Source organism: uncultured Psychrobacter sp. (assembly GCF_947495825.1).
In the GTDB taxonomy this organism is placed as follows: domain Bacteria; phylum Pseudomonadota; class Gammaproteobacteria; order Pseudomonadales; family Moraxellaceae; genus Psychrobacter.
Map to the genome: position 1 here is coordinate 130689 of NZ_CANMAH010000006.1, position 13000 is coordinate 143688.

Below are 13000 nucleotides of genomic sequence, written 5' to 3' on the forward strand. Positions count from 1 at the left end.
TATTCTCCTAGCCGATACTCAAACGTTTGATAGATTTACGCTTACCATAAGCAATTTGTACTAGTGCGCGTGTCACCAAAATTGCGGTAAATAGCGAGCTGACAATACCGATCGCTAAGGTAATTGCAAAGCCTTTAATCGGACCAGTACCAATCGCAAATAAAATAAATGCAACCAATAACGTGGTGATATTTGCATCAAAAATACTACTAAAAGCACGATCAAAGCCTGCCACGATTGCAGATTTTGGCCGCACCCCGTTTGCCAGTTCTTCTCGTATACGCTCAAAAATTAGCACGTTGGCATCTACTGCCATACCGATGGTCAAAACCACACCAGCGATACCAGGTAAGGTAAGTGATGAGCCTAAGATCGACATAATCGCAACAATAATGATGACGTTGACTGCCAGTGCTACATTGGCAATGACCCCAAACAGGCGATAAAAGATAATCATAAAGACAAAGACTAATAGGTAACCGATCTGAGTTGAAAACAGACCTTTAGCAATGTTCTCTTGACCTAATGAAGGCCCAATGGTTCGTTCTTCGACGAAATACATCGGAGCTGCAAGTGCGCCCGAGCGTAATAGTAGAGCAAGCTCAGCCGCTTCAGCATTGCTATCTAATCCGGTAATACGGAACGATGAACCTAATACTGCTTGGATATTAGCGCGGTTAATGACCTTGGTTTCAGAATAAGGGGTACGTACTTCAACAGACTCGCCTGTAGCCGGATCTTCTTCATATGCGATTCTTTGTTTATTTTCGATAAACAATACCGCCATTTGATCGCCAACAGCGGTACGGGTCGCATTTTGCATAAGCTTACCGCCAGCGCTGTCCAAGGTAATATTGACCTCAGGGCGACCGCTTTCATCAAGACTGGTCTGAGCATTGGTAACTTTATCACCAGTAACGATAGCTTGACGCTCTAACAATACAGGCGGACCATCAAGGGTTCCAAACGGGAAAGCTTCAGTACCAGCAGGAGGAATACCGCCCATGAAGTTTTCGCTGTCTTTGGCAACCAGACGGAACTCAAGGTTTGCAGTACGGCCAAGCACACGTTTGGCTTCAGCGGTATCTTGTACGCCAGGTAATTCGACGACGATACGGCTAGCACCCTGAGACTGTACTAAGGCTTCGGTCACGCCAAGCTCAGCAATACGATTGCGCAGGGTGGTTAGGTTTTGGTTGACGGCATAGCTGTTAATTTCATCCAATGTCGCATCATTATAAGCCATGATGAGCGCAGGACCTTGCTCATCAATAGAGGACTGTAAGTTGAAGTTGTTGCCCATCGAACCTTGCAGAATATTTTGTGCACGGTTACGAGCATCTGTATCAGCGAAATGCAATACAATACCTTGTGACTCAGTCTTAATACCTTTAACTGCAACACGCTGTGCACGTAGCTCACGGCGTACATCGCGACTGGCACTTGTCAAACGTTGCTCTAAAGCTTTCTCCATATCAACTTCTAGAACGAAACGTACCCCACCGCGCAAGTCTAAGCCAAGCTTCATCGGTTTTGCACCGATATCGCGAAGCCACTGCGGCGTTGTCTGTGCTAGGTTGAGCGCTACCACATAATCGTCACTAAGGTTCTTTTTGAGGACTTCTTGTGCTTTGAGCTGAGCGTCTGGATTGTCTAAGCGGACCAGTGCGCTGTTGCCCTCAAAAGTGCCGTCATGATGGCTTATACCAGCCTCTTCTAGCAGACTCTCTGACTGAGTCAAAATACCTTCAGATAGCTGTGTACCTGCTGCAGCACTGGTAATCTGTACAGCAGGCTCATCAGGGTAGAGGTTGGGCGCAGCGTACAGACCAGCGATGATCAGTACGACGGCGATGAGTAGGTACTTCCAAGCGGGATATTGCATAATCACTTCTTTAAGTTGATAAAATACTGGCGATGCAGGCCACAGGTTGGCAGATGGAGTATTTACATTTGCAATGAAAAATGACCACAATCAGGGAGCATCATTTATCATTGCAAGCATCCGCTATGATAATAGAACGTAACGCTAAGCATTATAGAACGACTAAATTTTGAGTCGTAATACGCAGACAAAAGGTAAGTTTGCTACAGTGAACCGACTAACTAGGAGGTAATAAGTTAACCTAAAAACTAACAAGTAATAAACATATCGTTAATTTGGTAGTCTAGTAGCAGAAAATGACCGTAAAATATCAACGGTCATTTTTATCGATGCATGAGTCAATACAATAATGATAAACGTTAAACGTGACGAGCCATTATCAATACTTATACGCTTTCTATAGTGCCTGCAGGTAATACTGAGATGACAGAAGCTCGCTGTACTTTAATGTCAGTATTGCTGTTTAAGCTGATAATAGCGTAGTCGCCTTCAAGGCTTTTGATACGACCCATAAGCCCACCAGCGAAAATCACTTCGCTGCCAACAGTCAAAGCATTTACCATGGCACGATGCTCTTTGGTACGCTTCGATTGAGGACGAATGACCAAAAAGTAAAAAATCGCAAAAAAAGCTACCGGTAATAGAATCTGACCAAACAGTGATGCGCCGCCTGCGGCTTCAGGAGCAGCAGCATGGGCAGCTTGAATAAATAAGCTCATAATTTCTCTCAATAAGTCATAGGGAACGATAAAATTAAACGCATAGTAACAAAAAATCCCAATCTTGGTAACTGTTAATCATGGGATGAGGGTATTTTCCTTAATGTACTGGCATACTAGCAGCCGATATCTAGCGCGACAATCTTTTTAAGCACTAATCTATTAAAACAAAACAGCGGTATATTAAAATATATTAAGTAAGTAGATATTGAAGTTAGGTCAATCTAACACCACCAAGAAGGAAGTCGCTTGTACAGTCTTCTATCTATGTTTTTTATTAAGAGTAGGTTGTTTTTTGGACAGGTATATAGCATGACATTTAATTGTTAAATATAAGCATCAGTGCTAATATCAAATGATTGACTATAGCGTCTGTCAGTACAGATAATAGCGGGTTTATCGTTCTTGTTATATAGAGCTATTTTATCAGCTAAGTTTTATTGATTAAGAGTTGAACGCAAGTAGTCACTGTATTTACTAGCAATAAAGCTTATTGTATTTTATCCTTTTTTATTCTTTTTCTTTGTTTAGGTTACCTAACTTGTTCACCATTTTTTCGTCTACACCTCGTCTATGTCGTCCACGCGCTTATCAAAAAGAAGCGCCTGCCGAACCTCCACCGACGACGCATTATTATTGTCCTAGCACAAAGGTAGTATTTGGTCTATCAGCACTGATGACTGTATTAATCACTATTTTACCTCATCCAGCACAGGCGGCTTTATCACAAGCTGCTGAAACCCCAGCGTCAGCGGCACCAACAGCTACCAGTATCGCTCTATTAATACTCTTTGTTGCTATTGCTATTGGCGTATCGTTTATTTGCTCTTTAGCAGAGTCCGCATTACTCAGTATGACCCCTTCATATATCGCTGATGTCGAAGAAAGCAATCCTAACAAAGCAAACATGTTAAGACGCTTAAAGATTGACAACATCGATCAATCGCTAGCAGCTATTTTGACATTGAATACGGTCGCCCATACGCTAGGTTCGATTGGCGCTGGTGCACAAGCAACCATTGTCTTTGGCAGCGCATGGTTTGGTCTGTTTTCTGCGATTATGACTTTGGCGATTTTATTCTTATCTGAGATCATTCCAAAAACATTAGGAACTGTCTACTGGCGTCAGCTAAGTGGCATAGTGGCTTACTTTGTACGCGGTATTATTCTTATCCTTTATCCTCTGATTTGGTTTTCAGAGCGTTTGACAAAGTTACTGGTGCGCAGTAAAGAGACCCATGTCTTTAGTCGACGTGAGTTTGCTGCTCTTGCTAGTATAGGTGAGGAGTCAGGTCAGATTGATCCATTGGAGTCGCGGATTATTCGTAACTTGCTCGCTTTTGGCGCTATCAAAGTCGAAGATATTATGACACCGCGCTCAGTGATGCTGGCGTTTGAACAGAACAAAACAGTCGCTGAAGTATTGGCCGATCGCCCAAAATTGACGTTTTCGCGGTTGCCCATTTATGATGGAGATTTGGATAACATCACAGGTTTTGTCCTAAAGACGGACATGCTATTGGCGAAAGTTAATCATGCAATGCATAAGCCCTTGACCCAATTTGAACGAGAAATTACGTTTGTATTCTCAAAGATGAAGCTGTTTGATTTATTAGAGTTAATGCTAAAAAATCGTATTCATATTGCTATTACTGTGGGTGAGTATGGCGAAGTTAAAGGTCTGGTGACTTTAGAAGATGTCTTTGAGACTCTATTAGGCCTTGAGATCGTTGATGAAATAGATCGGGTTGAAGACATGCAGGCATTGGCACGTCAAATGATGGATAGGCGTGTGGAGCGCTTAGGTATGAAGCTTAATGACGATGAAGAGATTACAGATGACAATACTAGATCCTAGTGAATGTATAAAAAATTGTTAGTGGTCTATAAAGGTGCGGATAGATAAGAAAATTAGGGTCAAGCAGTAGGATACTAGGTAGGTACGCATGCAATAATTACACATGGCGTTACATAGGTGTGAGTATTTAGTGATAGGCTAAAAATACCATCAATAAAGTATAAATCACTCAACATAATTGGATAATTAGAAACTACCTTAAGGATTGCAATGAAACAACTATGGAATAAAGGGCTATTAGCTCTCTTCATAAAAAGTGCGAGCGTCGCTACGTTAGCAGCGGTGGTTGGTACTGCTGCTGTTACTGCTCAAGCTGCCACCATGAGTGAAGACTTGGTACAAAACTATGCTACTGCGATGAAATCAGCCGCCAATAACAATAACATCAATCAAGTTGCGCGTTTGGTATCTGATGATGCACTGATCTCCTTATCTAGAAAGGGCAAGTCAACCAGCCTTGATAAAGATGCGTATTTAAAACTATTACAAGACAGCTGGAACCAAACTTCAAATTATCATTATGATATTAGTATCAATAATATCGTTACGACTGGCTCACAAGCAAAGGCCAACGTGAAAACCGTTGAAAGCTGGGTAAAAGATGGCAAAAAAGTCTCATTTGTGACTACATCAAGAGTCACGCTTACTTTATCGACTGGTAACGCTGTGCTGTTACGTGCAGTCTCTCAAGTAACGATTGATTAATTTAAATTTTGCAGATCATCTTCTATAGAAGTATGGTCTGTCTCTTGTATTGTATATTATACTGTCGATTGTCCTCATTACTTCTCGTCGCTAGGAATCTTCTATCATCATGTCTACTGTGTCATCAAAAACCCAATCATTTATAGCCTTGCCATTGACACTTGCGGTGTCAACCTTGCTTATCAGCGCATGTAGCAATACGTCAGCGGTAAAAAATACCGGTGCTACCAATAGCTCGTCTGTCGTGAATAAACGTCCAGCCAAACAGTCTGGAGCTGCTCGCCCAAGTACGAGTGATGACTACTCAACTGCATTTTTGGATGCAGAAAGCCTAGATGAGTTGGCAGACTTGTTAGAAGCGACTGATATGACCATGGTTGAAGACAACAAACTGGCTATTCAGCAATACGGTGATCTGTGGAATCGTCTAAGAGCTGGTTATCGTATGAACGGTGGTCAGCCTATTTACAACCAGCGTATCGAAGGGCAAAAGAGTTGGTTTACTAGCAGGCAAGATTATTTAAACCGATTGACTGCGCGTGCCAGTCGTTATATTTACCATACAGTACGCGAAGCTGAGCGTCGCAATATTCCAACTGAGCTTGCTCTATTACCAGTAATTGAAAGCTCCTATGATCCGAGTGGCACCAGTAGTGCAGCGGCAGCAGGTTTGTGGCAGTTTATTCCAAGTACTGGCCGGATTTATGGTTTGAATCAAAGTAGTACCTATGATGGTCGCCGTGATGTGATTGAATCGACACGTGCAGCCTATGACTTTTTGACAGCATTATACAATCAATTCGGTAGTTGGGAGCTGGCATTAGCAGCCTATAACGCAGGCCCTGGCCGTGTACAAAAAGCCATCGATGCCAATGCCGCTCGTGGTCTGCCCACTGACTATTGGTCACTTAGACTGCCTACTGAAACGATGAACTATGTACCACGCTTTTTGGCGGTGGCCGAAATCGTCGCTAAGCCTGAACAGTATGGCGTGTATCTACCAGCTATTGCCAACCGTCAGCATTTTCGTAGTGTGCCGGTGAACTATGGTGTCAGTTTGGCTGAAGTGTCACAAGTGACTGGTGTCAGCTATGATGAACTAGAGAGACTAAACACGGCTCTTACCTCAGGACGTGTTGATGCTTCAGGCCCACAGCGTATCATTATCCCCAATGATATTAGTACCAATCTTGACGCCAAACTTATATCGCTAAGAGGTAATGGCACAAGTAATGTCATTGCATCAAGCAATACGAGCAGCTCAAGCAGTACTACTGCGCCAAGTTATAACAGTCAGCCGTATACTAGCTCGTCATTACCTTCTACTGGTAGCGGCTTGGCAGATTACGCGGCTAGTGCAAGCGTGCCGCAGCAAACAACCAGTTATATCTCCCCGACATCGTCTCGTGGCTCTGGATATAATAGTAGTTCAACAGCTCGCACCGAACCGCCTATTACAAGTAAAGAGATCAGTAAGATTAATGCTGAGCTACAAAGCAGTAATAGCTTACCGACGACTTCTGCACAGATTACCCAAAACAATACCATCGTCCAAGAGCCTCCGCTTAGTAAAGAAGAGCGCGACTTCATCGCCAATCAGATTCGAGCCAAAACGCCTGAAACCGACGTTATCAATGCTGATGGCAACATCAATCTGTCAGCAGTGCAGACGCAGCAGTCTATTTTGGAGGCCAGTGGGGAAGATAAAAAACTTAGCTTTGCAAAAACGCCAGTCAGTAAGCCAAAACCTCAAGGTAAACGTACGACTTATACCGTAAAACGCGGTGACACCTTATCAAATATTGCCAGTCGTGCAGGCGTAAGCTGGCGCGATATCACTGAATGGAATCAGATCGATGCCAAGGCAAAGCTACTATCTGGTAGCACTTTATATCTGTACGATGCCAAGCCCATTGAGCCATTGAGTAGTGCAAATACACAGACCAAAGACCAGCCAGACAGTTACATTGTACAATCGGGTGACACCCTTATCGGTACGGCAAACCGCTTTGGCTTATCAGTGACACAGCTAGCAACTTACAATAATTTGAGTAGCCGTTCTGATTTATTAAAAGGTCAAAAACTGTGGTTAATACCAGGCAAAGTTACCGCTCCAGCCACAACGCCTGCTGCACCCTCTACTAAAGCTCGTAAATCTAGCACTGCGACTAAAAACTACAGAGTAAAACCTGGTGATGGTCTCATTGCGTTAGCGCGTCAGTTTGGTATGGCAGCCAATACGCTGGCCAGTCTCAATGGTATTCGGGCAACAGACTCTTTATACGTAGGTCAAACGCTCAAAGTACCTGATAGTGTCGATCTTTCTGCCAATAACAATTCTAGTAGTACAAATACGAGCAGTGCTAATAGCTCAGTCTCTACCAGTCGCTATACAGTAAAGTCAGGAGAGACACTAATTGGTATTGCTAATAGTATTGGTGTCAGTGCAGAAGAGGTCGCGGCAGTGAATAGCAATTTTAATGCTAAAGCTCGCTTGCAACGCGGGCAGACAATTAAGGTGCCTGTATCAAAAGCAGAAGTAAATCGCCAATTAAACAATCAACCCATAAGCTATAAAGTACAATCCGGTGATAGCTTAACAGGGGTGGCCCGTCGCTATAATATTGGTATCAGTGACTTAGCAGCAGCCAATGGTCTGAGTACGACTTCAAACTTAATACGTGGTCGTACTATCACTATTCCAGCCAGTGGCAGTGCCCGCGCTGCTAGTAATAATACCAGCTCTAGTAGCCAAAGTACGGCAACCAGCAGTAGTGGCAAAGTGCTTGGCAACACTGAAAATTATAGAGTACAGTCAGGCGATGGTTTGATTGCTTTATCACGTCGTTTTGGTATTGCAGTAGAGGATTTGGCAGCGACCAATAATATGGCGACCAATGCTCAGCTACAGCGCGGCCAAACCATCAAAGTCCCTAAGGCTACGGTGCGATATACGGTTGGCTCTGGTGATAGTCTTATCGGACTGGCTCGTAAGTATGGGGTCTCAACCCAAGAGCTTGCTGATATGAACAATATCGCGGCAGATACTATGCTACAACGTGGTCAACGCCTGACAGTACCTAATCGCTAACCTGTCATTGCTTACGATTAATATAATGCAATAATAAAAAAGCTGCTCTTATTTAGGAGCAGCTTTTTTGTGTTTTTCTATAAGCTTATTTGCTTAAACCATACGAGTTTTAATCGTTTCAAGATAGCTTCTGATATTACTTACATAATGCATCGCCTGTCCATAACGACTATTGGAAGCTCTGTTTTCTGACAAATACGTATAGACGTTCGCCCAGCTTTTATCATCGATACCTGCATCACTTAATTTGCGCTGTATACGTTTGACCGCATTGGGGCCCATGTTATAAGCAGCAAGCGCAAACCAGATACGGTCAGTCTTTGGCACATCAGCAAAGTCAGCTTTCATCTGCTCTAAATAACGAGCACCGCCGCCGATGCTTTGATAAGGATCGACACGATCTGAGACGCCCATTGCTTTTGCAGTGTTGTTGGTGAGCATCATCAAACCGCGTACGCCTGTCGGTGATACGGCATTGGCATCTAGATGCGACTCTTGATAACCCATCGCTACTAGCAACTCCCAATCATGATTATAATTGCGGGCTTGTTCTTCAAAAGAAGACTGGTAATCAGGCAGCTTTTCTGTCAATGTCTTTTTAAAATGATCTTGGCTATAAGCATCTTTTAGTAAGTCTTGATTATAAAATGCAGCAAGCTTTTGGGTGTTTTCAAGCTTGATACTATCACACAAGAAGTAACTGGCTTTTTGGGATAATGGATCATCCGCTTGGTTAAATGTCCAGCTAACTTTAGGATGTAAGCCATTTTTTGTTAAGCTGGCATCATAACCGCAACTGACATTAATAGAGGACAAATCTAGCTGGCTTTTTAGCTGCGTACTCGCCGTTGTCAATGCCATATCAGCGTCACCTGATTTTAGCGCTCTTAATGCTGCCTCTTCGCTAGCATAAGCTTTTAAGTCAATCTCAACGCCAAGCTCATCAGCATAACTACGTACTAGGTCAAAACCAAAGCCGTGTTGAAAGCCATCGGTCGCAAAATAAGTGCTGTCTCCTGGGACAGCTGCGATCGTGAGAGTCTCCTCGAGCATCACTTTCGCATAAGTTGGTACTGCCGAGTCCATCATGGTGAGACTTTCAGCAGGCAAAGAGAGAAGGGCAATACTAGATACTTGTGCCATCTTTTTCGTTTTGGCAAAACGGGTCAACTTGGTAGGGGTAACGGATGAAACGATGTTACTTTTGGTGCTAAGTGAGCGCTTGGATGGACGCAGTAAATAAGAAATACGGCGTTTAGCACCTTGCGCAGATACTTTTACACGATAAGTAATACGCTGCATGGATGTCTCCTGATGTTAGCCATCCTGCTTACCGCAAAGCTGCCATCATATTAATGTTTACGTAAATAATAAGTAGACATTTCGAGGGTAGCTTAGATGTCATACAGCTCGTAAATTCAGATCGTTAATAATACGGATCTTAATGTTATAAGCATTACAACATCCCAATCAATATAATAGTGAGTTTATAAAACAGCATCATAAACCGTATGCCACAGCCTTAAGCATGTTAAAAATAACATCACCCAATTAAAACGGCATAAATAAAGACAAAGGACAATGACAGTTACGTCCCCTTCATCAATAATGGCTGAAAATATGCTTAAAACATTATATTGACTATAGGTAAGGTCATGAGTAAGTTATTGAGACAAAAATTAAATAACAACTTGCCATAAAATCAAACAATATAAATCATAAATGATTGATTATATTGGCAATGTTATGCTGTCCAGCAATGTTAATAATTAATCGTATGAGCTTTGAGATATCAATTATTTATAACGTAAATGCTATCTTGTCTCGTACAATTAAGTTATAAAACTATTGCAACGTCACGCTAAAAAAGCATCAATCGTAATTTATAGTAAATACACAAATTATCACTTATTAGCTTGGCGCTATAACCGGAGGCCATAGTAAATGGGAAGTTTCATGACAAAACATTCTCTTGTTAGTTGACTTTATATGGCTTATAAGGCCATTATTCAAGTAAAGTTAATTAAAGAGTGATAAAACTTAACAATTTGGTAATAGACGGTCAAAAACAGCCATTATATTCATGTAAACGAATAAAGTCTATTTTATCGACAATTAAACGGTACTACATTAATATTTTTTAAGAAAGCTCTACTTTTAAGAGAGCTCTATGGTGTAGGTTTAAGCAGGATTATCGATATCGATAAATGTCACTGGTAGTCCAAAGTGCTGAGCCACCAACTCTCCAAGCGCTTGAATACCACCGCGTTCTGTCGCATGATGTCCACAAGCAAAGTAGTCAATCCCAAGCTCGCGCGCGCTATGTGTGGTACGTTCAGATATCTCACCAGATAGATATGCATCACATTCCATCATAGCGGCCTGCTCAATCATATCCTGCGCACCGCCTGTACATAAGCCTATACGTTCGATCAGTTTTGTGTGGTTTGTCTCACCTTCGTTTGTTAAGCGACAGTCATTTGGTAGAGAGTCACTTAGTGAGAAATCACTTGAAATATGTAGAGGCACGCGCCCTAGTGCTTGAGTAATCGTTTGGATTAGGGTTTTGGCACTTTGCGGCTCACAAATAGCGATATTGCCAACAGGATGGGATTCATGAGGGTAGAGTGCTTCCGTGATAGTCAATCCTAGCATCTCAGCGAGTTTGGCATTATTACCGATGATAGGGTGCGCATCAAGAGGTAGATGATAGCCAATCATAGAGATACCGTGCTGCATCAATTTGCGAATGCGCCGACCTTTCATACCAGTGATAGTTTCAGGCTCACCTTTCCAAAAGTAGCCATGATGTACCATAATCGCGTCGGCTTTTGCCTCGATAGCAGCATCGATCAAGGCTTCACAAGCAGTAACGCCTGTCACAATACGTTTGATAGGTTGCCCGCCATCTACTTGCAAGCCATTTGGGGCATAGTCTTTAAAGGCGTTTGCAGATAAATAGTCATCGCAAAACTGTGTTAACGCTTGGGCAGTAATCGCTATATTTAACGAGTCGTTTAATGGGTCTTTGGCTGGCATTAGGTGTCCTTATCATGTAAGTTTAGAAGTCGTTGTTTTAGTTAATCAGATAATCGAAGTACATAAATTTTGTAGTAAACATTTTAGCATGATGTTGCAAATGAGTAGATAAACCCCATAACTGAAATGGTACACGATACGTTACTATTTTAGGGTATGGCCAGTTATAATTTACATACGTGAGCCTGCTGAATGAAACGCTTTTGACTGATTTTGTGGTAGCTGGTAGTAAACACAAATAGCAAGCATAGATTAGTCATTATCCTACCGTATTTAACACTGTTTGATTAAATTTATAGAGGTTTATATATGTCGTCATCTCCGAACACCAACAACAAGGCAACGCTATGGAAGTGGTTGCCTTGGGTTTTATTGCTGATAATAGTTGCAGCGTTTGTCTGGTTGTTTATGAGTATGAAGACACCATCAGAGACGACATGGGAGCCACCAAGAACGACAGCGGCTGAGCAAGAAGCCATAGCACCTGCGTCAGATAAACCTGAACCTATCGCTTCTTATCATAACGCGGTGGCTCGAGCCTCGCAGTCAGTGGTCAATATTTATACCACCCAGACGATGGCCGAACATCCTTACATGGATGATCCTGTCTTGCGCCGCTTTTTTGAATTCAATGGCGGACCACAAGGTCAAAGACAGGGACCGACCAATCTCGGCTCTGGGGTCATCGTATCAGAGGATGGCTATATCGTCACCAATGCCCATGTGATCGAAAAAGCGGATGAGATTACAGTGGCTTTCAACGACGGACGTAAAAGTCGAGCCAAAGTCATCGGTACCGATCCCGATAGTGATTTGGCCGTGATTAAAGTCGATATGACAGGGCTTACGCCGCTTGGCTTTCGTGAAAAACCTAGTCGCGTTGGTGATTTAGCATTAGCTATCGGTAATCCGTTTGGTGTCGGTCAGACTGTCACCCAAGGGATCATTTCAGCGACTGGTCGTACGGGTCTTGGGGTCAATAAGTTTGAAGACTTTATCCAGACAGATGCCGCTATCAATCCAGGTAATTCAGGCGGGGCACTTGTCGATGCTCGTGGTGAGCTGGTCGGTATCAATACAGTGATCTTTTCGCGCTCTGGTGGCTCGATGGGGATTGGCTTTGCTATTCCAACCGCTATCGTTGAGCAGGTTATGAATGCCCTTATTAAAGATGGTAAAGTCAGTCGCGGCTGGCTAGGTATCGAGATCCAATCACAACTACGTGACCCAACTCGCCTTGAGACCTCGACAGGGGTAGAAGTCTTAAATGTCGTCGCTCAAGGTCCTGCTGCCAAAAGTGGGCTAAGAACCGGTGATATTATTTTGACCATCGATGGTGTCGAGATGACGGATGCCAATACTTTAATCCAGTATGTAGCGCGTAAGGCACCAACGACTGAGCTAAACGCTCAAGTACTGCGCAATGGCCAAAATAAGCAAGTTAAGATTATGCTCGAAGAGCGTCCTGTTCAAGAAGTCGTAGAAGTTCAGACACCTAGAATCTTGCACGATGACAGATTAAACGGTCAAGGCGGTACAGGGGCTCAAGGTGAAGAGCATTACTATGATGATCCAGATGCGCCTATGATGTCAGAAGAAGAACGCAACCGTATGCGTGAAGAGCTGTTAAAACTGTTTGAGCAAGACACTGCGCCGCAATAAGCAAGACAGACATAGCTATTAATATAAAAGCGCGCTATCTT

General features: G+C 43.0%; 8 protein-coding genes. 4 read left to right on the top strand and 4 right to left on the bottom strand.

The genetic code is table 11. The features are described 5' to 3' along the window. Positions 1-7: 7 nt before the first annotated feature. Together secD and yajC are read right to left on the bottom strand one after the other, a co-directional pair. Positions 8-1885: a protein translocase subunit SecD gene (secD, locus tag Q0895_RS08275; RefSeq protein WP_299187585.1), complete on the bottom strand. Its 1878-nt coding sequence runs from the start codon at positions 1883-1885 to the stop codon at positions 8-10. A gap of 386 nt (positions 1886-2271) precedes the next feature. Continuing rightward, positions 2272-2604, bottom strand: coding sequence for a preprotein translocase subunit YajC (gene yajC / locus Q0895_RS08280; protein WP_299187588.1), 333 nt, complete (start codon positions 2602-2604; stop codon positions 2272-2274). 541 nt (positions 2605-3145) lie between these two features. Here yajC and Q0895_RS08285 point away from each other — a divergent pair. The 3 genes from Q0895_RS08285 (at position 3146) to Q0895_RS08295 (ending at position 8258) form a co-directional block, all read left to right on the top strand. After that, positions 3146-4462 (top strand): hemolysin family protein, encoded by a 1317-nt coding sequence (locus tag Q0895_RS08285; protein ID WP_227511725.1) that lies wholly within the window; start codon positions 3146-3148, stop codon positions 4460-4462. A gap of 210 nt (positions 4463-4672) precedes the next feature. Next, positions 4673-5167 (top strand): hypothetical protein, encoded by a 495-nt coding sequence (locus Q0895_RS08290; protein ID WP_058368609.1) that lies wholly within the window; start codon positions 4673-4675, stop codon positions 5165-5167. A 109-nt stretch (positions 5168-5276) separates the two neighbouring features. Next, the gene (locus Q0895_RS08295) at positions 5277-8258 is read left to right on the top strand and encodes a LysM peptidoglycan-binding domain-containing protein (RefSeq protein ID WP_058368610.1); all 2982 of its coding nucleotides are present in this window, start codon (positions 5277-5279) and stop codon (positions 8256-8258) included. 93 nt (positions 8259-8351) lie between these two features. On the opposite strand, the gene Q0895_RS08300 is transcribed toward Q0895_RS08295, so the two are convergent. Continuing rightward, positions 8352-9560, bottom strand: coding sequence for a transglycosylase SLT domain-containing protein (locus Q0895_RS08300; protein WP_299187596.1), 1209 nt, complete (start codon positions 9558-9560; stop codon positions 8352-8354). An 879-nt stretch (positions 9561-10439) separates the two neighbouring features. Next, positions 10440-11297 carry a Nif3-like dinuclear metal center hexameric protein gene (locus Q0895_RS08305; protein ID WP_299187599.1) on the bottom strand — a complete coding sequence of 286 codons (858 nt, stop codon included), beginning with the start codon at positions 11295-11297 and terminating at the stop codon, positions 10440-10442. Between the two features lie 309 nt (positions 11298-11606). On the opposite strand from Q0895_RS08305, the gene Q0895_RS08310 reads away from it, so the two are divergent. Then, positions 11607-12959: a trypsin-like peptidase domain-containing protein gene (locus Q0895_RS08310; protein WP_299187602.1), complete on the top strand. Its 1353-nt coding sequence runs from the start codon at positions 11607-11609 to the stop codon at positions 12957-12959. Positions 12960-13000 lie beyond the last annotated feature (41 nt).

What these genes read in the sequence shown, in the direction of transcription:
- Q0895_RS08300 (WP_299187596.1), bottom strand. Translation starts at nt 9,560, where the DNA reads ATGCAGCGTATTACTTATCGTGTAAAAGTATCTGCGCAAGGTGCTAAA.
- yajC (WP_299187588.1), bottom strand. Translation starts at nt 2,604, where the DNA reads ATGAGCTTATTTATTCAAGCTGCCCATGCTGCTGCTCCTGAAGCCGCA.
- Q0895_RS08310 (WP_299187602.1), top strand. Translation starts at nt 11,607, where the DNA reads ATGTCGTCATCTCCGAACACCAACAACAAGGCAACGCTATGGAAGTGG.
- Q0895_RS08305 (WP_299187599.1), bottom strand. Translation starts at nt 11,297, where the DNA reads ATGCCAGCCAAAGACCCATTAAACGACTCGTTAAATATAGCGATTACT.
- Q0895_RS08295 (WP_058368610.1), top strand. Translation starts at nt 5,277, where the DNA reads ATGTCTACTGTGTCATCAAAAACCCAATCATTTATAGCCTTGCCATTG.
- Q0895_RS08290 (WP_058368609.1), top strand. Translation starts at nt 4,673, where the DNA reads ATGAAACAACTATGGAATAAAGGGCTATTAGCTCTCTTCATAAAAAGT.
- secD (WP_299187585.1), bottom strand. Translation starts at nt 1,885, where the DNA reads ATGCAATATCCCGCTTGGAAGTACCTACTCATCGCCGTCGTACTGATC.